This window comes from Tenacibaculum aestuarii (genome assembly GCF_964510395.1).
GTDB lineage: Bacteria > Bacteroidota > Bacteroidia > Flavobacteriales > Flavobacteriaceae > Polaribacter > Polaribacter aestuarii.
In genome coordinates, this window is sequence record NZ_CAZEFY010000002.1 from 1 (window position 1) to 23,205 (window position 23,205).

25 protein-coding genes are annotated in these 23,205 nt (G+C 31.6%); 15 read left to right on the forward strand and 10 right to left on the reverse strand.

The genetic code is table 11. The features are described from left to right. The 6 genes from ACKTSU_RS05285 to ACKTSU_RS05310 all read left to right on the forward strand — a co-directional run. On the forward strand, window positions 1-1,943 hold a 1,943-nt coding region (locus ACKTSU_RS05285), incomplete at its 5' end, for a T9SS type B sorting domain-containing protein (protein WP_408035327.1). 49 nt (window positions 1,944-1,992) lie between these two features. Beyond that, window positions 1,993-2,913 (forward strand): PorP/SprF family type IX secretion system membrane protein, encoded by a 921-nt coding sequence (locus ACKTSU_RS05290; protein ID WP_408035329.1) that lies wholly within the window; start codon window positions 1,993-1,995, stop codon window positions 2,911-2,913. 13 nt (window positions 2,914-2,926) lie between these two features. Beyond that, window positions 2,927-5,077, forward strand: coding sequence for an OmpA family protein (locus ACKTSU_RS05295; protein WP_408035330.1), 2,151 nt, complete (start codon window positions 2,927-2,929; stop codon window positions 5,075-5,077). A 138-nt stretch (window positions 5,078-5,215) separates the two neighbouring features. Further along, window positions 5,216-6,085 carry an OmpA family protein gene (locus ACKTSU_RS05300; RefSeq protein WP_408035331.1) on the forward strand — a complete coding sequence of 290 codons (870 nt, stop codon included), beginning with the start codon at window positions 5,216-5,218 and terminating at the stop codon, window positions 6,083-6,085. Window positions 6,086-6,199: 114 nt separating this feature from the next. Continuing rightward, window positions 6,200-6,403, forward strand: a complete 204-nt coding sequence (locus ACKTSU_RS05305; protein WP_408035332.1) for a hypothetical protein — start codon at window positions 6,200-6,202, stop codon at window positions 6,401-6,403. An 18-nt stretch (window positions 6,404-6,421) separates the two neighbouring features. After that, window positions 6,422-7,027, forward strand: a complete 606-nt coding sequence (locus tag ACKTSU_RS05310; protein WP_408035333.1) for a hypothetical protein — start codon at window positions 6,422-6,424, stop codon at window positions 7,025-7,027. A 310-nt stretch (window positions 7,028-7,337) separates the two neighbouring features. On the opposite strand, the gene ACKTSU_RS05315 is transcribed toward ACKTSU_RS05310, so the two are convergent. The 5 genes from ACKTSU_RS05315 to ACKTSU_RS05335 all read right to left on the reverse strand — a co-directional run bounded on the left by ACKTSU_RS05315 (window position 7,338) and on the right by ACKTSU_RS05335 (window position 13,628). After that, window positions 7,338-8,459, reverse strand: a complete 1,122-nt coding sequence (locus ACKTSU_RS05315) for an energy transducer TonB (RefSeq protein WP_408035334.1) — start codon at window positions 8,457-8,459, stop codon at window positions 7,338-7,340. A 190-nt stretch (window positions 8,460-8,649) separates the two neighbouring features. After that, the gene (locus ACKTSU_RS05320; RefSeq protein ID WP_408035335.1) at window positions 8,650-9,315 is read right to left on the reverse strand and encodes an energy transducer TonB; all 666 of its coding nucleotides are present in this window, start codon (window positions 9,313-9,315) and stop codon (window positions 8,650-8,652) included. A gap of 192 nt (window positions 9,316-9,507) precedes the next feature. Then, window positions 9,508-10,437: a peptidylprolyl isomerase gene (locus ACKTSU_RS05325; protein ID WP_408035336.1), complete on the reverse strand. Its 930-nt coding sequence runs from the start codon at window positions 10,435-10,437 to the stop codon at window positions 9,508-9,510. A gap of 49 nt (window positions 10,438-10,486) precedes the next feature. After that, window positions 10,487-12,052, reverse strand: a complete 1,566-nt coding sequence (locus ACKTSU_RS05330) for a hypothetical protein (protein ID WP_408035337.1) — start codon at window positions 12,050-12,052, stop codon at window positions 10,487-10,489. Continuing rightward, a complete protein-coding gene (locus ACKTSU_RS05335; RefSeq protein ID WP_408035338.1) occupies window positions 12,042-13,628 on the reverse strand; it encodes a peptide chain release factor 3 in 1,587 nt (528 codons plus the stop codon). Before ACKTSU_RS05335 ends, ACKTSU_RS05330 begins: the two co-directional genes overlap by 11 nt. 107 nt (window positions 13,629-13,735) lie before the next feature. Between ACKTSU_RS05335 and idi the strand changes: the two genes are divergently transcribed. The 3 genes from idi to ACKTSU_RS05350 are packed head-to-tail and all read left to right on the forward strand — an operon-like array spanning window position 13,736 to window position 15,648. Then, on the forward strand, window positions 13,736-14,257 hold the full coding sequence (gene idi, locus ACKTSU_RS05340; RefSeq protein ID WP_408035339.1) for an isopentenyl-diphosphate Delta-isomerase: 522 nt from the start codon (window positions 13,736-13,738) through the stop codon (window positions 14,255-14,257). 2 nt (window positions 14,258-14,259) lie between these two features. Then, window positions 14,260-14,673 (forward strand): 6-pyruvoyl trahydropterin synthase family protein, encoded by a 414-nt coding sequence (locus tag ACKTSU_RS05345; protein WP_408035340.1) that lies wholly within the window; start codon window positions 14,260-14,262, stop codon window positions 14,671-14,673. A gap of 3 nt (window positions 14,674-14,676) precedes the next feature. After that, window positions 14,677-15,648, forward strand: a complete 972-nt coding sequence (locus tag ACKTSU_RS05350; protein ID WP_408035341.1) for a type I phosphomannose isomerase catalytic subunit — start codon at window positions 14,677-14,679, stop codon at window positions 15,646-15,648. 86 nt (window positions 15,649-15,734) lie between these two features. Here the strand turns inward: ACKTSU_RS05350 and ACKTSU_RS05355 are convergent, their stop codons facing one another. Continuing rightward, window positions 15,735-16,085 carry a hypothetical protein gene (locus ACKTSU_RS05355; protein WP_408035342.1) on the reverse strand — a complete coding sequence of 117 codons (351 nt, stop codon included), beginning with the start codon at window positions 16,083-16,085 and terminating at the stop codon, window positions 15,735-15,737. A gap of 485 nt (window positions 16,086-16,570) precedes the next feature. On the opposite strand from ACKTSU_RS05355, the gene kdsB reads away from it, so the two are divergent. The 5 genes from kdsB to ACKTSU_RS05380 all read left to right on the forward strand — a co-directional run bounded on the left by kdsB (window position 16,571) and on the right by ACKTSU_RS05380 (window position 19,235). After that, the gene (gene kdsB / locus ACKTSU_RS05360) at window positions 16,571-17,305 is read left to right on the forward strand and encodes a 3-deoxy-manno-octulosonate cytidylyltransferase (RefSeq protein WP_408035343.1); all 735 of its coding nucleotides are present in this window, start codon (window positions 16,571-16,573) and stop codon (window positions 17,303-17,305) included. Continuing rightward, window positions 17,298-17,984: an HAD family hydrolase gene (locus tag ACKTSU_RS05365; RefSeq protein WP_408035344.1), complete on the forward strand. Its 687-nt coding sequence runs from the start codon at window positions 17,298-17,300 to the stop codon at window positions 17,982-17,984. Before kdsB ends, ACKTSU_RS05365 begins: the two co-directional genes overlap by 8 nt. Beyond that, window positions 17,985-18,611 (forward strand): CatA-like O-acetyltransferase, encoded by a 627-nt coding sequence (locus tag ACKTSU_RS05370; protein ID WP_408035345.1) that lies wholly within the window; start codon window positions 17,985-17,987, stop codon window positions 18,609-18,611. It begins immediately after the preceding gene. A gap of 22 nt (window positions 18,612-18,633) precedes the next feature. Then, complete coding sequence (locus ACKTSU_RS05375) at window positions 18,634-18,900, forward strand: hypothetical protein (protein ID WP_408035346.1); 267 nt, start codon at window positions 18,634-18,636, stop codon at window positions 18,898-18,900. Window positions 18,901-19,034: 134 nt separating this feature from the next. Beyond that, window positions 19,035-19,235: a hypothetical protein gene (locus ACKTSU_RS05380; RefSeq protein ID WP_028891033.1), complete on the forward strand. Its 201-nt coding sequence runs from the start codon at window positions 19,035-19,037 to the stop codon at window positions 19,233-19,235. Window positions 19,236-19,261: 26 nt separating this feature from the next. Here ACKTSU_RS05380 and ACKTSU_RS05385 read toward each other — a convergent pair whose 3' ends face one another. The 4 genes from ACKTSU_RS05385 to ACKTSU_RS05400 all read right to left on the reverse strand — a co-directional run bounded on the left by ACKTSU_RS05385 (window position 19,262) and on the right by ACKTSU_RS05400 (window position 22,335). Beyond that, complete coding sequence (locus ACKTSU_RS05385; RefSeq protein WP_408035347.1) at window positions 19,262-19,723, reverse strand: sensor of ECF-type sigma factor; 462 nt, start codon at window positions 19,721-19,723, stop codon at window positions 19,262-19,264. A 1-nt stretch (window position 19,724) separates the two neighbouring features. Beyond that, window positions 19,725-20,252: a hypothetical protein gene (locus ACKTSU_RS05390; protein WP_408035348.1), complete on the reverse strand. Its 528-nt coding sequence runs from the start codon at window positions 20,250-20,252 to the stop codon at window positions 19,725-19,727. Between the two features lie 33 nt (window positions 20,253-20,285). Further along, window positions 20,286-20,831 (reverse strand): RNA polymerase sigma factor, encoded by a 546-nt coding sequence (locus ACKTSU_RS05395; protein WP_408035349.1) that lies wholly within the window; start codon window positions 20,829-20,831, stop codon window positions 20,286-20,288. 61 nt (window positions 20,832-20,892) lie between these two features. After that, a complete protein-coding gene (locus tag ACKTSU_RS05400) occupies window positions 20,893-22,335 on the reverse strand; it encodes a TonB-dependent receptor (RefSeq protein ID WP_408035350.1) in 1,443 nt (480 codons plus the stop codon). A gap of 81 nt (window positions 22,336-22,416) precedes the next feature. On the opposite strand from ACKTSU_RS05400, the gene ACKTSU_RS05405 reads away from it, so the two are divergent. Continuing rightward, window positions 22,417-23,199 (forward strand): MBL fold metallo-hydrolase, encoded by a 783-nt coding sequence (locus ACKTSU_RS05405; RefSeq protein ID WP_408035351.1) that lies wholly within the window; start codon window positions 22,417-22,419, stop codon window positions 23,197-23,199. The last annotated feature ends 6 nt before the right edge of the window (window positions 23,200-23,205 follow it).

Genomic DNA, 23,205 nt, shown 5'->3' on the forward strand with positions numbered 1-23,205 from the left:
ATGTAGTGGTAATGGAGCAAGCCCAAGCAAATGCAGGATCGAATGGAACATTGACGGTATGTCAAGGAACAACACCTACCGATGCAGAGTTATTCGCTGCACTAGGAGGTACGCCTGATGCAGGAGGAAGCTGGTCAAATGTAGGATTAACCTATACTTATACAGTAGCAGGAGCTGGAACATGTAGTTCAGAGACAGCTACGTCAACAGTAACAGTGATAATTAGTTCAACCCTAACAGTAAATCCACAGTTAACTAATAATGATACTCCAGTAATTATTGGAACAGCTGATTCTGAAGATACAATCACGGTGACTGTAAACGGAGTAATGTATTCAGAAGGAGATGGGAATTTAGCAGATAATGGAAATGATACATGGACACTTACGGTTCCATCAGGGTATGAACTTTTAGATGGAACTTACGATGTAATGTTAAGTAATGGAATCTGTTCAGATACAAGTGTAGATGAATTAGTAATCGATACTACAGCTCCAGTTTTAACAATAACTATTGATGATATTACGGCTGATAATATTATTAATAGTGTAGAAGCAGGAAGTAACATTCCAGTAACGGGAACCGTAGCAGGAGATTTTAAAGCAGGAGATATTGTTACTTTAACAATCAATGGAAATAATTATACTGGTTCAGTAGATTCTAGCGGGAACTTTAATATTAGCGTTCCAGGGGTAGAATTAGTTTTAGATATAGACACAACTGTTGAAGCTAATGTAAGCTCTACCGATGGAGAAGGAAACAGAGGTTCAGCTCAAGATACACAAAAGTATTTTTTACAAGATACAGATAGAGATGGTATACCAGATGTTATAGACGTAGATGATGATAATGATGGAATTCCTGATATAGAAGAAGGAGATGGTTTAGTAGATACAGATGGAGATACTATTCCTGATTCATTAGATTTGGACAGTGATAACGATGGTATTAATGACGTAATAGAAGGAGGAAATGGAAATTTAGATACGAACGGTGATGGTTATATCGATGTTCAAGACTCTGGATATTCAGATACAAATGGAGATGGACAAGCAGATGCTTCAGTAGATGAAGAGGAAGAGCCAGATACAGATGGAGATACTATTCCTGATTATAGAGATTTAGATAGTGATAATGATGGTATTAATGATGTAATTGAAGGAGGAAATGAAGAGTTTGATACTAACGGAGATGGTGTTATAAATGCAGAAGATACTGGAGGTTCAGATTCAGATGGAGATGGAATTTCTGATAGCGTTGACGGTGATACAACCAGATTTGGTGAAGGTAACGGAGGAGATGAAGGAGCCATTGATTCTGATGGAGATACTATTCCTGACTATCAAGATTTAGATAGTGATAATGATGGAGTGAATGATGTTGTTGAAGGAGGAAATCCAGATACAGATGGAGACGGTCAAGTTGATAATCCACATGACGATTCTGATAATGACGGTATAGCTGATAGTGTTGACGGTTTTGACGGTTTTGGTGATGCTGATAATCCAGATTATGACTCTAATCCTACAGATCCTAATGATGGAGGAAATGGAGTAGTAGATGGAGATGATTCTGACGGAGATGGAATACCAGACCCTGTAGATGGTCTTGAAGGATTTGGAGATGCAATCAGTGATGATACTTGTGTAAAGGTAAATAACTTGATGAGCCCGAACGGAGATGCTGCAAACAACTATTTACATATCGATTGTATTGAAAACTTCCAAAGAAACACTATTGAAATTTTTAACAGATGGGGTAACACTGTATTTAGAATGGAAGGGTACTCAAATAATAATCCAAACAAGAGATTCGAAGGTATTTCTAACGGACGCGCTAATATAAATGTTAATGATAAATTGCCAGTTGGAACATACTTCTATATTTTAGACCTTGGAAACGGAAGTAAAGTTAAAAAAGGTTGGATTTATATAAATAGATAACATGAGTATGTTACAACAAAATAAACTGATGAATAAAAGTTTTAATCAAATGAAATTATATATAAGTTTACTACTAGTATGTGTAATGAGTATCTGTATAACTACAGATATTCATGCGCAACAAGATCCTCAGTACACACAATACATGTACAATACCATGAACGTAAACCCAGCTTATGCAGGGTCTAGAGGGCACACTGTAATTACTGCTTTAGGAAGAATGCAGTGGGTTGGTTTTGAAGGAGCGCCAAATACTCAAAACTTATCTTATGATACGCCCTTAGGATATTCTGGTTTAGGGTTAGGAGTGAATTTGATGAATGATCAAGTAGGACCTTCTAGTGAAATATATTTAGACGCCAATGTATCGTACAACATCCAAACAGGAGAAGAAGGTAATTTAGCTTTTGGTTTGCGTTTAGGAGGAAGATTGTTAAACATCGATTGGTCTAAAGGAACTTATAAGGATAATGAAGTTGTATTTCAAGACAATATCAATAAATTTTTACCAACAGTAGGAGCAGGTATTTATTATCATCAACCACAATGGTATGTCGGATTGTCTGTTCCAAATATTTTAAGAATGGAACATTACGATGCTGAAACTCCAGGAGAGGTAGCAGTTGAGAGAATGCACTTTTTCTTAATTGCAGGATATGTTTTCGATATTAATGAAGATTTAAAATTTAAACCAGCAGCTTTATTAAAAGGAGTTTCAGGAGCACCTTTATCATTAGATATTTCAGCAAATTTATTATTTAATGAAAAGTTCAGAATAGGAGCATCTTGGAGATGGGATGATTCTGTAAGTGCACTTTTAGGTTTCCAAGCAACTGAATCGCTATTAATAGGATATTCATACGATTTAACAACATCAAATTACAATGTAACAAACTCAGGAACACATGAGATTTTGTTACAGTACGAAATATTCCAAGATATTAGATATAGATCCCCTAGATTCTTTTAAAAAAGAGAAAAATATGAATTTTAAAAAAGTACTAGCATCATTTTTATTGATGTTGGCAGTAAGCAGTTTTGCACAAAGTAAAAAAGTAGCAGACCGTTATTTTGAAGAGTTTTCTTACGTGCAATCAGCTAAACTGTACAAAGATTTAGTGTTGATTAAAGGAGATACTTCTAAGCATGTGTTGAGTAGATTAGCAGAATCGTATTACAATAATTCAGATACAGAAGAAGCAGAAGTTTGGTATGAAAAGTTATTAGCGAATTATAAAGATGATTTAGATGATAAACATTTATTTAAATACGCTCAAACGTTAAGAAGTAACGGAAAATATAAAAAATCTGATTCTATTTTTTTAAAGCTTACAGAAAATCAAAAAGGGAATTTAAACGAAGAATTAAACAGAGAAGGATATTTACAAGATTATTCTAATCAAGAAAAGAGGATAGGAATAAGAAACTTGGCAATAAACACTCCTTTTTCAGATTTTGGAGGATTCTTATTAAACGGAAAATCATACTATTCATCTTCTGTTCCAAGTGGAGATAAAAGAGAGAATATTTATAAGTGGAACAACCAACCATTTTTAAATATTTATAAGGCTGAAGAAGGTATTCAAACATTAGAAGGAAGAGAACAAGATACTGTACTGGTACTAGCAAATAGCCAAAAATTAGAAGCACCAATATCTTCTGAATTGCATGAATCTACTCCAGTATTTACGAAAGATGGAAAAACAATTTATTTTACCAGAAATAATTCAGACGGTAAAAGAGCTAGAAAGAGTAAAAAGAATACTTCTAACTTAAAAATATATAAGGCTAGTTATATAAACGGATATTGGGTAAATGTTAAAGAATTACCGTTTAACAATGACGAATATTCTACAGGACACCCAGCATTAAGTCCAGATGAAAAAACATTATATTTTGTCTCTAACATGCCCGGTGGTTATGGAGATTCAGATATTTATAAAGTTGAAATCAAAGGAAAAGATGAATACGGAACACCTGTTAATTTAGGAAGTACAATTAATACATCAGAAAAAGAAGTTTTTCCTTATGTAGGAAGTGATGATGTGCTGTATTTTTCATCAAACGGACATTTAGGCTTAGGTCTTTTAGATGTTTTTCAATCAAAAATAAATGAAGATGGCACTTTAACTTCACCAGAAAATTTAGGATACCCTTTTAATAGTAAGAAAGACGATTTTTCATTTTTTATAAGTGAAGATGGTAAAAGAGGATTTTTCTCATCAAATAGAGACAAAGGAAAAGGTGATGATGATATTTATAGTTTCTATATTTATACAGATCCTCCTGTTTGTACTCAAATAGTAGAAGGTGTTATTCGTGCAAAGAATACTAACGAGATTATTGAAGCTGCTGTTGTAAAACTAATAGATAAAAATAAAGAAATTGTAGCAGAGGTAATTTCTGATGTTAATGGTAAATATGTTTTTAAAGAAGTTCCTTGTAATAACACTTATACAGTTACAGCAACAAAGCTAGATCATCGATCAGGAAAAAATAAGGTAGCTACTTTAGGTAAACGAAACGAGGTAATTAAAACGAATATCGAATTAACCCCGTTAATTGTTGGTGATCAAATAGTGATTAATCCTATCTATTTTGATTATGATAAGTCAATCATCAGAGAAGATGCAGAATATGAATTAGAAAACATTGTTACTGTTATGACGAATCACCCTGAATTAGTCATTAAAATTGAATCTCATACTGATAGTAGAGGACCTAGAGAATATAACAGAATGTTATCTGATAAAAGAGCTAAATCAACTAGAGATTATATTTTGTCTAGAGGAATAGCTAAAGACAGAATTGAAAGTGCTATAGGTTATGGAGAAGACAAACCTTTAAATGATTGTGTTGATGGAAGAAAATGTTCTGAAAAAGAGTATCAATTAAACAGACGATCTTATTTCTTTATTGTAAAAGGAGGAGAAAATATAGAAAAGAGACACGAAATAGAAGAACGAAAAGTAAGGAAAAGAATATCTACAAGAAAGAGTAATTTCTTAGAATACTTGAGAAAGAATTTTAAAAAATCAAATAATTCAAGACCTGAAAGTAGAAAATGTTTCAAAGAAGATGATGAAAATTGTGAGACACCAAAAAAGGAGATTAATGTGAATTATAAGAGGTAATTTACTATGCTAAAAACTTACAATTAATAAAAGAAGAAAGTCCCTTTAAAAAGGGGCTTTTTTTTATTGATAATATAATATTATAGTAAAAATTAAGTTATAGGTGTACATTAACTTATTATATCATTATTATTAATTATGAAAAAACTATTTATCCCCCTAGCGTTATTAGCTTTGACAATGACGTCGTGTGTGTCAAAAAAGAAGTATGTTGAGTTAGAGCAAAAGTACAATGACACTAGAGGTAACTTGCAAAAAACAACTCTAGAGAAAGAGCAATTAGAAGCAAAGTTTGCTAAAATTGAGAAGAGAGTTGATGACTACAACCAAAAAATAAACTCGTTAAAAGACGTAAACGAGTCGCTGCAAGAAGAAAATAATGTTAAGTTAGATATGGTTGGTAATTCGGCTGTAATTTCTAACACTATGAAAGAAAAAATGAGAGAGACACTTAAAAATGTTGATCCAGCAGAATTAGCTAATGCAAAAACATTAAAAGACTCAATGAATGTTGCAGTAGCTTATAACCTTAAAAAGTCAATTAACTCTTCAGAATTAGAAAATGATGAAGATGTAAATATTGACATAGACCAAACAGTTGTAATGATTTCTGTATCAGATAAAATGTTATTTAACACAGCTAGTTATAGAGTTAAGAATAATGCTCATAAACTAATTAAAAAATTAGCAGATATCATTAACTCTGAACCTAGTATGGATGTTATGATTGAAGGACATACAGATGCTAGATCATATAACTCAGGTGTATTACAAGATAACTGGGATTTAAGTGTAAAAAGAGCAACATCTATTGTTCGTCTTTTAGAGAAAAAATATGAGGTTGATCCAAGTAGATTAATTGCTTCTGGTAGAGGTAGTGCTGTTCCTTTAGTAGAAAATAATTCTGCTGAAAACAGAGCAAGAAACAGAAGAACAAGAATTGTAATATTACCTAACTTAGATAAGTTTTTTGGTTTAATGGCTAAAGAAGAAACTATCAAACCTTAATTACATTTTATACAGATAAAAAACCAGCATTAAGCTGGTTTTTTGCTTGTTTGAAGTGACTTTATAATAATAAAAGTGTCTCACATTATATTAACCCAATCTATTAATTTAATTATGAAAAAACTATTGATTTTAACATTTGGAATCCTTTTTATGATTTCATGTACAGACAAAAAGAAAAAAGAAGACGAAAAGAAAGTTGAAACTGCTATTCAAAAAATAGACTCTATAGAAAAGAACATTGAACAAGGTATTGATAAGCTTAATGAAGCAGCAGATAAGGTAGAAGAGCAGTTACAAAAGTTAGATAGTATATAAACTTAAAATATGATTAAAATGAAACACATAAAAATTATAGCATCTATTGTAATGTTTTTTGCATTCGTAGGTACACAACAAGTGGTAGCACAAGGTCAAGGAAAAGACAAGAGGACAGAGGTTAAGCAAAAAGGAAAAGATAAAGCTAAAGAAGTAAAAGAAGAATTAGAGCAAGAAGTTAAAGAAAAGAAAAACGACAAAGCTCAAGATAAAAAAGAGAAAAAAAATAAAAGAGAAGAGCTTGACCAGAAATCAAAAAAAGAGTACAAAGGAAAAGGGAATGCTTACGGTCGTGATAAAAATGGAATGAGCGGAAGAGAATTTGGTCAAATGAGATCAAGCGAAGCTAAAGAAAAAATAGAAGAGCAAGAACGAAATATTCGTGAAAGTGAAGATATTTTAAAAAGAGGAAGAGAAAGAGTAAAAAATGCGAACGATAGAATTAAAGAGTCTAGAGAGAAGAAAGAAATAACCGAAGAAGAAGTTAAGGTTAAAGAAGAGGTAATTCGTAAAACGAATGAAAGACTTAGTGAGTTGAGTAAAAAAATTGAAGAGCAAAAGGAGAAAGTAAAAAAAGATAAAGAAGCTTTAAGTAAAATACTTTTTCCTAAAGAGGATAAATAATAATTAAAAAGTATTTAATTTATAAAAACAAGGAGTATGTGTATACATGCTCCTTGTTTTTTTGTTTTAATGTTGGGGAGATAGTGATACGTGAGAGGTATCTAGTTGTAAAAAACACATGTAAAATTATTTATAATCTTATTTAAGGGGGGTAATATTGATTTGATTATCAAGTCTAATATGTTATGTTCTATAAGTTTGTTACAATATATTAGAAATTATAGAGTCAAGTCAAGTGATATAAAGTAAAAAGTCTTAAACAATTTTGTTTAAGACTTTTTATATTTTGTTAGCTTATGTAAGTTTTTGTCTATTCGTGTAACTTAAAGTTAATAGGAATATAGTATTCTACATTTGCAGATTTTCCATTGTGTTTAGCTGGAACAAAAGTTGGAAGATTAGCAACCATTTTCTTAGCTTCTTGCTCTAATAATTGTCCGTTTTCAGGTCCTTTCATCTTGATATTAGTAACATCTCCATTTTTATCAATAATAAAACGAACCCAAACTCTACCTTCTATATTTTGCTCAGCAGCTCCAGCAGGGTAGTTAAAGTTTCTTTGAATATGACTAATCATTCTTTCATTAAAACAGTTTAATTTCTGCATGTCTGCAACTTTTGTACATGCTTTAAACTGAGGAATACTTTGTACTTCAGCAAATTTTACAAAATCAGTAATTTCTTTTTCTTTAATAACTTTAGAAGTTTTATTTACTTTTGAAGTGTTATTTACTTTTGAAGTGTTATTATTTGTACTACCTGGAGCTTTAAAAGTAATAGGAACTCCATATTTTACTTTAACATTTTTTCCGTTGTGCTTACCAGGGATAAACTTAGGAAGATTGTTAATAATTCTACTAGCCTCTTTTTCCAAAGACTCTCCTCCTTCAGGACCACGCATTAATATACTTTCAACATCTCCTTGTTCATTAATTGTAAACTGAACTAAAACTCTTCCTTGTATACCTGCATCTAAAGCTTCCTGAGGATAGTTAAAGTTCTTAATGATGTGTTTAGTCATGTTAGATTCAAAACACTTGGCTTGTTTAATTAAAGGTACATTGTTACACTTTTCAAACAACGGAATTTCTTCAACTAAGTTAAAAGGAATTTTTTCGATAGTAGAAGAATTATCTTCAAGCTCTAATTTACCAACTAACAAAGAGTTCTTTTTAATATCAGCTACTTTTTGAGAAGAATTAATTCCTCCGATAGCGGATACTGCTTCTTTGTTTTTACGAACAACACGCCTCCTAGTTGATACTTCAATAGATAATTGTTTTCCTGCACCATTATCGGTGTCTTCAACTGCACATTTGGTTATACTGTTAGGATCAGCTACCGTTTCGTCAGGAGTGGTACATACTTCCTGACCTACAGCTGCTAAAGAAAGTAACATAGCAGCTACTACTGAGGGGAGTTTTTTCATCATTGTGCTCTATTTTTAGGGTTTGGTAAGTTAATTTAATGTTAACTAACGCAGTAAATGTAAAAAAAAAAATAGTAAACACAAAATAATTTTGCATTTACTATAAGAGAGTAATGATTTTAATGATAAAAAGTAAGTTTATTTCTTTGGAGTTTTAAAAAATAAAATAGAACATGTTAAGTTGCTAGAGTATTTAATTTAATATTAAGTTTATAGGAAAAGAATAGGTTACATCTACTGGCATTCCCTTTTCTTTACCAGCTGAGAATTGAGGTAATTTATTAATAATTCTATTTATTTCCTTTGTTATAATTTTACTAGATTTTGAACTAACAATTTGAATGTTTTTAGGATTTCCATAGACATCAATCGTAAATTGAATTAAAATTCTACCTCGTATTCCTTCTTGAGAAAAAACTTCAGGATAATAATTTTTTGAAAAATGCTTTTGCATATTATCCTTAAAGCATTTTTTAGCTTCTTGCCCTGTACTAATTTCACAATTAGGAAATAAAGGAACTTCTTCCACAACAGAAAATAAAACCTCTCTTGTTTGTGTTGCTAATGTATTTTTTAGAGTTAGGTCATCATTAGTTGTTACAATTGATATATTAGAATTAGCACTAAGATTTGATTGATTTTCTTGAGCTTTTTTTCTAACTTTTTTAATTCTATTTCGAGCTGTTAATGTTCTAGTGTTTTTTTGAGGTAACTTTTGAGATTCGTCAGTAACGTCACATTTGTTAACACTAATAATGTTTAAATCAATTGTGTTGTCTTCAGGAGTTGTGCAAACTTCTTGAGAAAATACTGTTTGAGTTAGAATAAAATAAGCAATAAAAAGTAATGTTGTTTTCATATAGCATTAAGTAGTAGTTCAGTGCTGTAAAAGTCATTTTTTTTCACGGGTTACTCCTTAAGGAATTATGATAAATACATTAAATAAAGTTCTTTTTAATGTTATGAATGTTAATTAAATATAAACACTTTTTGAAATAAAAAAGCCCCTTCAAAATAAAGAAGAGGCTTAAAAGTTATGTTTAATAGACGTTTATTTTACGTTCATTAATTCAACATCAAAAATTAAGGTTGCATCAGGAGGAATTACACCACCAGCACCTTGTGAACCATATGCTAAATCAGAAGGAATTACCAAACGAGCTTTGTCACCTACTTTTAATAATTGAATTCCTTCATCCCAACCAGCAATTACTTGACCAACGCCGATAGCAAAATCGATAGGTTGTTTACGTTTGTATGAAGAATCAAATACTGTACCGTCTAATAACTGACCTTTATAGTGTACAGAAACCATAGCTCCTTTAGTAGCTTGTTTTCCATCTCCGTTTTGTAAGATTTTATAACGCAAACCGCTTGGAGTTTCATCATATCCAGCAGCTACTTGATCTAATAATTCTTTTTGACGTGCTTTCGCTTCTGCTTCACGTTTTTCACGAGCCCCTTCAAAAGTTCTAAAAGCTTCAACAGCATTCCATTTTTCAGCAGCATCACCAACACGGATAATTTCTACATCCATAGTATCTTCTTGCGCAACAGCATCAACAACATCTTGTCCTTCAATAACACTACCAAAAACAGTGTGTTTACCGTCTAACCAAGGAGTAGCAATGTGTGTAATAAAGAATTGAGAACCGTTAGTTCCTGGTCCTGCGTTTGCCATTGATAATTTTCCTGGAGCGTCGTGCTTTAATTCAGGGTGAATTTCGTCATCAAATTTATAACCAGGGTTTCCTGTTCCCGTTCCTTGTGGGCAACCTCCTTGAATCATGAAATCAGCAATTACACGGTGGAATTTTAATCCGTTATAATAAGGGGTTCCTTGTGGTTTTGCTGAGTTTTCTAAGTTTCCTTCTGCTAAAGCAACAAAGTTACCTACAGTTCCAGGAGTTTTTTCGTATTCTAAGTTTACTAAAATATCACCTTTTGGAGTGGTGAACTTTGCATAAATTCCGTTATCCATTTTTCTCTTATTTATATATGAAACTTCTTTTTCCGAAGAAAAAGCAAAGTTAGTTCTTTACAGACAAAGTTGAAAGGTTAAAGCTTAAACCTATGTTAATATTGTTTGAGTTTACATTGCCGAAAGGAGAATAATATCTACCTCCTGATGCAATTAATGAAACTTGATTTGTTACATCGTAACTTAATCCAAGAGTAGGGCGCGTAATAATTCCTTCGTCGGTATCTATACCAGCACCTCCACCAGCACCTGCCATGATTTCTATAAATCCTCTCATTTTATCATTTAAAAAACGAGGACTATAAATACCACCACCTACTAATCCGTGAGCATAACCACCCGAACGACCATCATAAGCAAAACCTGCTTCACCAGCAATATATAACCATTTGTTTAGATCGTAGTTTATTTTTAAACCGATTAATTGTAAATCTATAGCGTATCTATTATCAGGTGGATCGAATTTAGCAACATCTAAGTAAGTTTGATTTTGTACTTCAAAACGTAATCCTTGTGTATGGTAAATCTTATTTTCTTCGGAAGAAGTTCCACCGTTCAACCCAAAATATTTCAGACCGAAACCGTAGGTGTAGGCTTCTAAGTCCCCAGCTATTGCACGATAATATCCACCATGACCACTAATAGCGATGTTTTTAAATAGTTTTAAATCGATTCCTGCTGAAGGGTAAATCATCAATCCGCCTTCAGGAGCCACACGACCACCAGCAGCACCAACTCCTAATTTTCCGAAGACATTAATGTGTTTTGATTGGTATGGATGATATCCAGCACCAACAAATAAATCCATAAAACCAGCACGTAAGCCTTTGTAAATAGCATCGGTATGTGCAAATAAGAAGGTATTTTCGTTCAAATATTTTTGATACTCAAAACCGATGACATATAGAGTTTCTGTTAAGTCATCACCGTTATCTTTTTTTGAATTCCCGATAGGTTTAAAGAAATCAAAACGGACTTGTTGCACATTTTTTATTGCAGGTTTTCTCCAAAAACTATCAGGAGAAAGATTGTCTGCTACAAATTTTTGATGTGCTTTATCATAATCGGTAAAACGTAAAATACTAGGTATTTCAACAAAGAAAGAAACCGAATTACTCTTAATTTCTCCAGAATAAAAATTAACGTGACTGTATTGTATTCCGAAGGAGTAATCGTTCTTTTTATATTGCAATCCAATATTCGGATTGATAAATCCGCCATCATTTACTAGGTAACGATATCCACCACCTCCGCCAAAATGGAAGTTAGCATCTAGATAAATGTTTTTATATAATTGCTTGTTAATTCCTACTTCTGCACCTAAGGTAAACAAGCCTCCTTGATCACCTGTTACCGCAAAATGAAAAGCAGCTCCAACATATAACCAATCGTTGAAAGGAATTTGATAATGCAAACCAGTCAAGCCCATCGTTGGTTTTAAGTCAGGAAACTTATTCGAAGGCATTTCAACAGGAATAAAATTCAACCGAACTTTATTGTGTAATTCTTTTCCCTGTAAACTCGATAAACTCTCTTGACTGTGTATTGAGGAAAAAGAGAAAAAAGAGAAAAAAGAGAAAAGAAAAAATGCTATGTAGTGTTTTTTAGAACTCACTAGTGAAATGTAATTTTACCGTTGGGTATTTACTTTGTGTCATTTGAATAGTAAAAGGCGAATCGGCTAAAAATACCAATTGTCCTTGTTTATCTTTTGCTAAATAACGTTGCTTTACACGTTTGAATTCTTTGAATTCTTCATTTTTTGGATCTTCTGGTTGAACCCAACAAGCTTTGTGCACCGCAATATTTTCATACGAACATTTAGCTCCATATTCATGCTCTAAACGATATTGAATTACTTCGTACTGTAAAGCACCCACAGTTCCTACAATCTTACGTCCATTCATTTCCATAGTAAATAACTGCGCAACTCCTTCATCCATTAATTGGTCTAAACCTTTGTATAATTGTTTAGCTTTCATTGGGTCGGCATTATTTACATAGCGAAAATGCTCTGGAGAGAAACTAGGAATTCCTTTAAAGTTTAATTGCTCTCCTTCAGTTAAAGTATCTCCAATTTTGAAGCTCCCAGTGTCGTGTAAACCAACAATATCTCCTGGGAAAGATTCTTCTACAATCTCTTTTTTTTCAGCAAAAAAGGCATTTGGACTAGAGAATTTTACTTTTTTACCATTACGTACATGTAGGTAAGGAGTATTTCTTTTAAAAGTTCCTGATACAATCTTTACAAACGCTAAACGATCACGATGTTTAGGATCCATATTTGCGTGGATTTTAAATACAAATCCAGTTAGTTTTTCTTCTTTAGAATCTACTAAACGTTCTTCAGCTTGTTTTGGTTGTGGATTTGGAGCAATATCAATAAAGCAATCTAATAATTCCTTTACACCAAAGTTATTTAAAGCTGAACCAAAAAATACAGGTTGTAAGTCTCCATTAACATAAGCTTCTTGGTCAAAGTCAGGGTAAACTTCATTTACTAACTCCAACTCCTCTCGAAGTGTATTTGCTGAATTTTCCCCAACAATTTTATCTAGTTCAGGGTTATCTATATCATCAAATTCAACACCTTCTGAGATGGTTTGTTTATTGTCTCCAGAAAAAATATTTAATTTCTTTTCCCAAATGTTATAAATTCCTTTAAAATCGTATCCCATTCCGATAGGAAAACTTAATGGAGTTACTTTTAAGCCTAGCTTTTGCTCAACTTCATCTAATAAATCAAAAGCATCTTTCCCTTCACGGTCTAATTTGTTAATGAAAACGATCATCGGGATTTTTCGCATACGACAAACTTCTACTAACTTTTCGGTTTGCTCCTCAACTCCTTTTGCAACATCAATCACCACAATAACACTATCAACCGCAGTTAAAGTTCTAAAAGTGTCTTCAGCAAAATCCTTGTGACCTGGTGTATCAAGAATATTGATTTTTTTGTCTTTATAAATGAAAGCTAATACAGAGGTAGCAACCGAGATACCACGTTGGCGCTCAATTTCCATAAAATCGGAAGTAGCTCCTTTTTTAATTTTATTGTTCTTAACAGCACCCGCTTCTTGAATAGCTCCACCAAAAAGTAATAATTTTTCGGTTAAGGTTGTTTTACCAGCATCAGGGTGTGATATAATTCCGAATGTACGTCTCTTCTGTATTTCTTCTAAAAAACTCATCTATAAATTTTAAGGTTGCAAAGATACATTTTAAAGCGAACTGTTCAAAAGGTTTAATTGTTGAACTGGACTCAATTTCGTAAGTTTGCTTTTCGTATATTTTTAAGATGAAAGAACACGTTATTTTAGTTGATGAACAAGATAATCCGATTGGATTAATGGAAAAAATTGAAGCACACGAAAAAGCTTTGTTACACAGAGCATTTTCAGTATTTGTTTTTAATGAAAAGAATGAGTTGATGTTGCAACAGCGAGCATCTGAAAAGTATCATTCTCCTTTGTTATGGACGAACACGTGTTGTTCGCATCAGCGTGATGGTGAGTCGAATATTGAAGCTGGAAAACGTAGATTGCAAGAAGAAATGGGTTTTTCTTGTGAATTAGAAGAACTATTTTCTTTCATTTACAAAGCTCCGTTTGATAATGGGTTAACAGAACACGAGTTAGATCATGTAATGATTGGTAGATTTAACGACGAACCTATTATAAACCCTGAAGAAGTAGCGTCATATAAGTGGATGCCTTTGGAAGAGGTAAAAAGCGACATAGAAAATTATCCAGAGAAATATACTGCTTGGTTTAAAATAATTTTTAAAGAATCTTACGATAAAATATCTAAGTATATTTAATTATGCCTAAAGTAACAGTTCATAGAAAAGCACATTTTAATGCAGCTCATAGATTATTTAATCCTAGATGGTCTGATGAGAAAAATTACGAAGTTTTTGGTAAATGTAGTAATCCCAATTACCATGGTCACAATTATGAACTAATTGTTTCATTAACCGGTGAAATAGACCAAGAAACAGGTTATGTGTACGATTTAGGAAAACTAAAAGATTTGATAAAAATAAAAGTAGAAGATGTTTTAGATCATAAAAACTTAAATGTAGAAGTTGAGGAGTTTAAAAATATTAATCCTACAGCAGAAAATATATCAGTAGTAATATATAATAAGTTGCGTGTAAATATTCCTGAATATTTAGATTTAGAAGTTACATTATATGAAACACCTAGAAATTACGTAACTTATAGAGGCGCTTAATTTATGATAGACCAACTACTGCGATTTACTCCAATTTTAAAACAAAAAATTTGGGGAGGAAAAAAACTTAACCAACTACTTCATAAAAATTCAGATGGATCCAATATAGGAGAGAGCTGGGAAATTTCTGATGTTGATGGAGATGAATCAATCGTTAGTAATGGTAATCTTAAAGGAAGAACATTAAGAAGTCTTTTAAAAGAGTATAAACACAATTTAGTAGGTAACTATGTATATAAAACTTTTGGAGAACAGTTTCCATTATTAATAAAATTCATAGACGCTAAAGAGGTTTTAAGTATTCAAGTACACCCTGATGATGATTTAGCTGGAATTCAAGATTCTTTTGGGAAAACCGAAATGTGGTATGTTGTTCAAGCAGATGAAGATGCCAATATTATTATCGGATTTAAAAATGATGCGACTAAACAAGAGTATTTACATCATTTAGAAAATAAATCTTTGCTTGATATTTTAAATGTAGATGAAGTAAGCAAAGGCGATGTGTATTTTGTTCCACCTGGAAGAGTACATGCTATCGGAGCAGGGTTACTAATTGCAGAAATTCAACAAACATCTGATATTACATACAGGATTTACGATTGGGATAGAAAAGATATCGATGGTAATTACAGAGAACTGCATACTGAAAAAGCATTGAAAACGATTGATTTTACTGCTAAAGATTCTTATAAAACCCCTTATTTAAAAGAAAGTAATATATCGAATCAAGTAGTTACATGTCCGTATTTCACTACAAATATTCTTCCTATAAAAGGAAAGAAAGAAGTTTGTTTTTCTGAAAAAGATAGCTTTATAATTTATATGTGTGTAGAAGGAGAAGTTGTTTTTAATTATAAAAATCAACAAGAAATAGTAAGAAAAGGAGAAACTATTTTGATACCAGCATGCATTGATAAAGTAGAAATTGTATCAGAAAACTCTTCAGAATTATTAGAAACTTATATTCAATAAAAAATAAGCTTAAGGTAGAATTACCCTAAGCTTATAACAAACCAGACTAACTTAATAATGGATTGATTTTAGAATCATCCAAATCATCAAGAAGCTTCTTTCACAGTATAGCTAAATACAGCTTTACAGATAATATCTTGTTTCTTTTCTTCTTTTTTTGATACTGTTATGTTTAAAACAACTTCAGTAGTACTCAATTTTTTTACATTGTTTTTAATGATAAGTTTATCATTTAAATAAGCATTTTCTAGAAGATCAAAATCAATGCTTTTAAAACTCAAATTAGATGAGTTTTTGTGTAAATTAAGTGAAGATTGAAGATTAGACTCAATCTTGTCAAATAAGATAGATGTCTTTAATATTTTGTTTTTGCTAACTTGTTTTTTGCTAACAACAAACTGATTTTTTATGTCTTGTGTAGTGTTTAATGATTTCATGATAATTATGGGTTAAGTATTAGTAATTCAGGGTCTCTGTAAAACGGATTTTGCACTGAGTACATTACAGTTGAGGCTACGTGTTTTCTAATTGAATTTCGGTACTTAAAAGTGTTCATAATGATTAAAATTTAAAATGTTAATAAATAAAAAAGGTGCTTTTTGTAAAAAGCACCTTTGTAAGTTTATAGTAAAAATTGATTATTTAAAATCGATGTTTAAGCCTATTATTTTGGGTGCTTTTGGTTACATATACGAATTGTTTACGCATGTGGGCTGTACACGAAATCGAATTGATCGTGTTAAAAATAAACGTATATGTGCGTAAAAGCGCCTTCATTAGGACTCAAAAATAGTAAAACTTTTTAAAGATTATACGAAACAGCGAATTAATTAATGTTAAAGTTTTGTCAATCTAGTAGTTGTAAACTTTTACAGTCGTTGTATAAATACGTATCTTTGATACACACTTTTATATCGTTTTTATGAAGATAATAGCAATGATTCCTGCGCGTTATAGCGCATCACGTTTTCCAGGGAAATTGATGAAAGATTTGGGCGGAAAACCAGTAATAGTAAGAACTTACGAAGCAGCTTTACAATCTAATTTATTTAACGAAGTATATGTAGTTACAGATTCTGAAGTAATTTTTAATACAATAGAAGCTATAGGTGGTAAGGTATTGATGAGTAAAAAAGAACACGAATGTGGTTCAGATAGAATTGCCGAAGCAGTAGAAGGTTTGGATGTAGATATTGTAGTAAATGTTCAAGGAGATGAACCTTTTATTGATACAGTTTCTTTGTCAAAGTTGATAGATGTTTTTGAAGGAGATGATAAAAAAGAAATTGATTTGGCATCTCTGAAAGTAAAAATGACGGATATCGAAGATATTCAAAACCCGAATAATGTAAAGGTGATTACTGATACTAATGATTTTGCAATTTATTTTTCAAGAAGCGTGATTCCATATCATAGAGATGAAGGAGTAAAGGTAGACTACTATAAGCATAAAGGAGTATACGCTTTTAGAAAAAACGCATTAATAGATTTCTACCACACACCAATGACGCCAATTGAAGCTGCAGAGAAAATTGAATGTATTCGCTATTTAGAAGTAGGGAAGAAAATAAAAATGATTGAAACTTCGGTAGAAAGTATTGGTATTGATACGCCTGAAGACTTAGAAAAAGCCATAAAACAACTAGCAAATGAATAACATTAAAATAATATCTTTTGATGCTGATGACACACTTTGGGTAAACGAAACCTATTTTCGTGATGCCGAAGATGAATTCGCAAAACTGTTGTCAGATTATGAAACAGAAAACAAAATCCATCAAGAGCTATTTAAAAAGGAAATAGAAAACCTTAAAATTTACGGTTATGGTGTAAAAGGTTTTATGTTATCGATGGTTGAGTGTGCTTTAGAAATTTCTAACTATAAAATAGCTCCTAGAACTATGGAAGGGATTCTTGAAATAGGAAAAGAGATGTTAAAAAAACCTATAGAATTACTAGAAGGAGTAGAAGAGGTGCTAGAAGAATTACACGGAAAGTATAAGTTAATTGTAGCTACCAAAGGTGATTTGTTAGATCAAGAACGTAAGTTAGCTAAATCAGGAATTTTGAAATATTTTCACCATACAGAAGTAATGAGTGAAAAGAAAAAAGCTGATTATAAAAAATTAGTAAAACGATTAGATATTAATCCGTCAGAGTTTTTAATGATAGGAAATTCATTAAAATCAGACGTATTACCATTGTTAGAAATTGGAGCAACAGCTATTCATGTTCCTTTTCATACCACTTGGGCACATGAAGAAGTGAGTGAAGAACAAAAATCTGATGATTACAAAACAGTATCTAGTATCACTGATGTTTTAAAGTTTTTATAGATGAAGTATTTAGATATAGAAAACTGGAACAGAAAACAGCTTTTTCAACATTTTAGAACCATGGCAGACCCAACTTTTGGATTGGTAGCCGATGTAGAAGTATCAAAAACATATCAATCAGCTAAAGAAAAAGGAGAGTCATTTTTTGTTCGATATCTACATGCCTGTATGAAAGCTATAAATTCAGTAGAGAATTTAAAATATAGAATTGAAGGTGATAAGGTTGCTATTTATGAAGTAATCAATGCTTCTGCTACGATTGCGAGAGCAGATAATACTTTCGGATTTTCATATATTCTTTATTCAGAAGATTTTAAAGAATTCTATCAAAACTTTCAACAAGAAAAAGATCGGATACTAAATTCAACTGATTTGTTCCCTTTACAATATTCTTTAGGTTGTATACATTGTTCGGCAATTCCTTGGGTTAGTTTTACAGGACATAAAGAACCTTTTTCTGGGAATAAGGATAATAGTGTGCCTCAATTAGCTTTTGGAAAGCTTAAAAAAAAAAACGGTAAAATGTTGCTTCCAGTAGCTATCAATGTGAATCATGCTTTAGTAGATGGATACCATGTTGGGCAGTTTTTTGAAAAATTTCAGCAAGAATTAGATAAAATCGATTAATTTTGCATCAAAATTTATAATTATGTCAAGCGTAAAAAATTTAAAGAAAGATATTAACTATACATTAGGAGATATTATTGATATTTGTCAAATAACAGCACAATTAAACCCAGAAGCTAATAAAGAGAAAGCAGATGCTATTGTTGATGAGGTTATTGTAACATTTGATGATTTAATTGCAAAAGTAAACGCAAAAAATGTTGAAAATAAAAAGGCTCACTACAAGTCGGTAAGTGCTGAATTAGAGTCTAGAGCAAATGCTTTAATAGAGAAAGTAAACAGCTTATAAGTAATATTATAAGTGGTAAATTATAAAAGCGAGACAATGGTCTCGCTTTTTTTTTGACAAATTTTAACACCTATAAAGAATATAATTTCGTAAATTACGTTCTGATATAAAACAACTTTAACCCCAATAATAATATGGCAAGAGCTATGTATGAGTACACCAAAACTGTACTTCAAAAGGTTAGTTTTAACGCAGATCTGTTTTGTAAAGAGCTAGAAAAAGCTTTAGGGAGATTACTTCCTTATGAAATAGATGAGCTAACCATTTGGCTAAGACAATTTACAGCTAATAAACCTGATTTATATGTTTGTTTAGCTTTAGTTGATAAAAAATAAAAAGGGAGGCAATTTTGCCTCCCTTTTTATTTTTTTGTTTCTTTCTTTTCACCTTTAAGCTTTCGTATGAGCTTTCGGTGGAATTCGTATTCGGCAACCTCAAGACGAAGTATTTTTTTATAGGGTAGAATTTTAGTCAGCTTAGAGTAAAACTCATTTTTAGTTTCGTATTGTTCTTTAGAAACAGCATTAATTTTTTCGATTATTTGTTTAGACTCGCTTTCAGACAAATTGTCAAGTCCTCCATCTGCCATAATTCTTTTTTTAATACTACGTCGTTCGTCTCTATGCAATTGCATCATTTCTTTGTCGTACACATTATATAATGGCCAAAACTTTTCGGCTTCTTTTTCTGTTAAATCTAACTTTTCAGTAAGAAAAGCTACTTTAAATGCGCGAATCTTTTCGGAATCTCCTTTTCTTGTTTGAGCTTGGGTAACCAAGTTTCCTATGAGTAAAAACAAGAGTAAAAGTATGTTTTTTTTCATCTTATTCTATATCGTTTATGGGTGTTGTGCTATCAAGTATATAATTTTCTAAGCTTTCATCGCTAATAGAAGCGAATAAGTCTTCTTCTATGTCTGAAGTGTTAATAGCTGCAGCTAGTTCTTCTGTATAGGTTTCTCCATATCCATTTTCATACCAAGACTCAATATCAGTAATGGTAATATCATCAAAAGTTGTTTTTTGAGTATTAAAATAATTAATACCAATAAAAAGTAAAACAGAAGCTGCCGCTGCCATCGGTATGTATTGTAAAAATCGTTCTTTAAGCGAAATAATTTTTACTTCTTTATTTTTTTCAGAAGCTAACCTTTCTAAAATAGAGTCGTCCACGTTTTCAAAATAACTAGTAGGTGCTGTAAACGCTTTTTCTTTGGGTAAACTATTTACAAAATTGATAGAAGAAAGGATTTCTTCCGCTTCTTGAAAATAATTTTCAGGAGTAGAAAAACCAGTATTCTTACCAACTTTTTGGTTTAAAAAATCTATTGTATGTTTTAACTCTTTGTTCATTACTTTAGTAAGACTATGTTTTAGTTAAAAGGTTTAATTATAGTTTTTTATAAATTGTTCAATCTTTTTAACAGCGATATGATATGATGCTTTTAAAGCACCTACAGAGGTTTCTAAAACATCAGAAATTTCTTCATATTTCATTTCTTCAAAATACTTCATATTAAAGACTAGTTGCTGTTTTTGAGGCAGCGTAGCAATTGCTTTTTGTAAAATTAGCTGCACTTCATCTCCTGTAAATAATAGGTCACTGTCTAAGCTTGAAACTAACTGTTGTTGATAGTCATTAATATCAATATTTTTTTCTTTAGCTTTTTTATTGATAAAAGTTATGGCTTCATTAGTAGCAATTCGATACATCCAAGAATATAGTTTGCTATCTCTTTTGAAGTTATCTATATTTTTAAAAATCTTAATGAAAGTATTTTGTAAAACATCATCAGCATCATCGTGAGAAATCACAATCTTTCGGATATGCCAATACAACCGCTCTTTATATTGCGAAAGTAAATGCCTGAAAGCAATCTCTTTTGTTTTAGACTGCTGCAATTGATCTATAAGAGTAATTTCGTCAATCAACTAAAGTAGTTTAGCTGTTAGACTTTAAAGATAGTAAAAGGTTTAAAAAGATTAAAAATAATTATTTCAACCTTTTTGTGTATCCAAACAAACGTTTTTCTTTGATGGTTTGAGAAACCCCTTTAGGAAGCATATCTTCCCATTCATCTTCACCATCTTTAATCATTTGTAGTACTTTTCTAGAGAAAATATGTAAGATCTCAGGATTAAAATCTTTAATATCTATAAGTCTACCATTGTTTTTAAAGAACTTATAAAGCTCTTTCATTCTAGGATGTACTTTTAAATTTTCACTAGTGATAAATTCATCTGTTTCCTCATCCTTGTATGGATACATATAAACTTTAAGGTCACGGTAAAATAATTTCCCAAACGCTTCAAGAATACCACCGCTTAAATCTCGATAATATTTCTCGTCAAAAATTTGAATAAGGTTGTATACACCCATAGCTAACCCCATGCGCTCTTTGGTAAACTCACTAAAGTATTCTACTAATCTAAAATACTCTTGATAGTTTGTGATCATTACATTCAAACCTAAAGAACACAGTAATTCAGCTCTGTCTAAGAAATCACGTTCATTAATTTCTCCTTCAGCACGAAGGTTACTTAGTGTAATTTCAAAAATTATTTTTGTTTTTTCTGGATCTACTTTTTTCTCTTCGAAGAATAATTGTTTAGAGCGCTCAAACATATCCATGTTTACTTTAGTAACTGGTCGGTAACTACCACGTAGAGCTAAAATATTCTTTTTATAAAGTACTTGAGCAGGCAGCATGTTGTTTCCATCAGGACCAAACATAACGGCATTAGTCATGCCGTTTTTAACAAGTTGTAAACTCATTAAACGATTGTCTACGTACATAAATCGAGGTCCAGAGAAATTAATCATGTCTATTTCTAAGCGATCCTTATCAATATTGTCATAAAAAGATTTTAATAAATCTTTAGGATTGTCATTTAAATAGTAAGCTCCATAAATGAGGTTAACACCTAACACACCAAGGGTTTCTTGTTGTTGACGTGCGTCAGTTTCTTTGAAACGAAGGTGTAAAACAATTTCATTATAATCCTCTAAAGGATCTAGTTGAAAACGAATTCCAACCCAACCATGACCTTTAAACTTTTTGGAGAAGTTAATGGTTGCTACAGTGTTGGCGTAACTAAAAAATAGTTTATCAGGATGTTTTTGACGGGTAAGACGCTCCTCAATTAAGTCCATTTCATGTTTTAACATCTTTTTTAATCGAGGTTCCGTAACATAACGGTTGTCTTTTTCTATACCGTAAATAGCATCAGAGAAATCTTTATCATACGCACTCATAGCTTTTGCTATGGTTCCTGAAGCACCACCAGCTCTAAAAAAGTTACGAACAGTTTCTTGACCAGCACCTATTTCAGCAAAAGTTCCATAAATGTGAGCGTTTAAATTGATTTTTAACGCTTTCATTGTTGTAGTTGGTACCGTATTTATTTTTTGATCTCCTTTTAACGTAATTGCCATTTTCTAGTTTTTTGTTACGTATTACAAATGTACTGAAATTAGGAACGAACAGACAATTTTTGTCGTACTTTTGTAATAGAAATGAAGAAAAAAAATCAATTAAAAATTACTTTTTTAGGAACAGGAACTTCCACAGGAGTTCCGATGATTGCAAGTAAACATCCAGTAGCTTTATCTAGTAACCCGAAAGATAAACGGTTACGTTCTTCTATCTTAGTATCTTGGAACGATATCAATTATGTAATTGATTGTGGCCCTGATTTTCGTCAGCAAATGATAAGAGAAGAAGTAGCGTCTATTAGCGGAATTTTATTTACTCACGAACACGCCGATCATATTGCGGGATTGGATGAAATTCGTCCGTATTGTTTCCAAATGGGAGCTGTTCCAATTTATTTATTAGAACGAGTTCTAAATGTTTTAAAAAAGCGCTATGATTATGTTTTTGCTACAGAAAATAGGTATCCAAGTGCTCCAAGTGTGGCGCCAACAATTATTTCACATCGAGAAAATTTTATGTTGGATGGAGTAGAGGTAATTCCTATTGAAGTGATGCATGGTGATTTACCAATTTTAGGATATCGTTTTAATGATGTAGCTTACATTACAGACATCAAGGCAATTTCTGAAGAAGAAAAAAAGAAGTTAGGAAATTTAGATGTTTTAATTGTAACAGGTTTGCGTAAAGAACCACACAATACACATTTTAATTTAGAAGAGTCTTTACAGTTTATTGAAGAGATAAAACCTAAAAGAACTTATTTAACACATATTAGTGAGCTATTAGGTTTGCATGATGAGGTACAAAAAGAATTACCTGAAAATGTATTTTTAGCTTATGACGGATTGAAAATTAATAGTTAACAGACA

Bases quoted from the DNA above. Each gene is read 5' to 3' on its own strand.
- ACKTSU_RS05290 (WP_408035329.1), top strand. From the start codon at position 1,993: ATGAAATTATATATAAGTTTACTACTAGTATGTGTAATGAGTATCTGT.
- ACKTSU_RS05295 (WP_408035330.1), top strand. From the start codon at position 2,927: ATGAATTTTAAAAAAGTACTAGCATCATTTTTATTGATGTTGGCAGTA.
- ACKTSU_RS05300 (WP_408035331.1), top strand. From the start codon at position 5,216: ATGAAAAAACTATTTATCCCCCTAGCGTTATTAGCTTTGACAATGACG.
- ACKTSU_RS05305 (WP_408035332.1), top strand. From the start codon at position 6,200: ATGAAAAAACTATTGATTTTAACATTTGGAATCCTTTTTATGATTTCA.
- ACKTSU_RS05310 (WP_408035333.1), top strand. From the start codon at position 6,422: ATGAAACACATAAAAATTATAGCATCTATTGTAATGTTTTTTGCATTC.
- ACKTSU_RS05315 (WP_408035334.1), bottom strand. From the start codon at position 8,459: ATGATGAAAAAACTCCCCTCAGTAGTAGCTGCTATGTTACTTTCTTTA.
- ACKTSU_RS05320 (WP_408035335.1), bottom strand. From the start codon at position 9,315: ATGAAAACAACATTACTTTTTATTGCTTATTTTATTCTAACTCAAACA.
- ACKTSU_RS05325 (WP_408035336.1), bottom strand. From the start codon at position 10,437: ATGGATAACGGAATTTATGCAAAGTTCACCACTCCAAAAGGTGATATT.
- ACKTSU_RS05335 (WP_408035338.1), bottom strand. From the start codon at position 13,628: ATGAGTTTTTTAGAAGAAATACAGAAGAGACGTACATTCGGAATTATA.
- idi (WP_408035339.1), top strand. From the start codon at position 13,736: ATGAAAGAACACGTTATTTTAGTTGATGAACAAGATAATCCGATTGGA.
- ACKTSU_RS05345 (WP_408035340.1), top strand. From the start codon at position 14,260: ATGCCTAAAGTAACAGTTCATAGAAAAGCACATTTTAATGCAGCTCAT.
- ACKTSU_RS05350 (WP_408035341.1), top strand. From the start codon at position 14,677: ATGATAGACCAACTACTGCGATTTACTCCAATTTTAAAACAAAAAATT.
- ACKTSU_RS05355 (WP_408035342.1), bottom strand. From the start codon at position 16,085: ATGAAATCATTAAACACTACACAAGACATAAAAAATCAGTTTGTTGTT.
- kdsB (WP_408035343.1), top strand. From the start codon at position 16,571: ATGAAGATAATAGCAATGATTCCTGCGCGTTATAGCGCATCACGTTTT.
- ACKTSU_RS05365 (WP_408035344.1), top strand. From the start codon at position 17,298: ATGAATAACATTAAAATAATATCTTTTGATGCTGATGACACACTTTGG.
- ACKTSU_RS05370 (WP_408035345.1), top strand. From the start codon at position 17,985: ATGAAGTATTTAGATATAGAAAACTGGAACAGAAAACAGCTTTTTCAA.
- ACKTSU_RS05375 (WP_408035346.1), top strand. From the start codon at position 18,634: ATGTCAAGCGTAAAAAATTTAAAGAAAGATATTAACTATACATTAGGA.
- ACKTSU_RS05380 (WP_028891033.1), top strand. From the start codon at position 19,035: ATGGCAAGAGCTATGTATGAGTACACCAAAACTGTACTTCAAAAGGTT.
- ACKTSU_RS05385 (WP_408035347.1), bottom strand. From the start codon at position 19,723: ATGAAAAAAAACATACTTTTACTCTTGTTTTTACTCATAGGAAACTTG.
- ACKTSU_RS05390 (WP_408035348.1), bottom strand. From the start codon at position 20,252: ATGAACAAAGAGTTAAAACATACAATAGATTTTTTAAACCAAAAAGTT.
- ACKTSU_RS05400 (WP_408035350.1), bottom strand. From the start codon at position 22,335: ATGGCAATTACGTTAAAAGGAGATCAAAAAATAAATACGGTACCAACT.
- ACKTSU_RS05405 (WP_408035351.1), top strand. From the start codon at position 22,417: ATGAAGAAAAAAAATCAATTAAAAATTACTTTTTTAGGAACAGGAACT.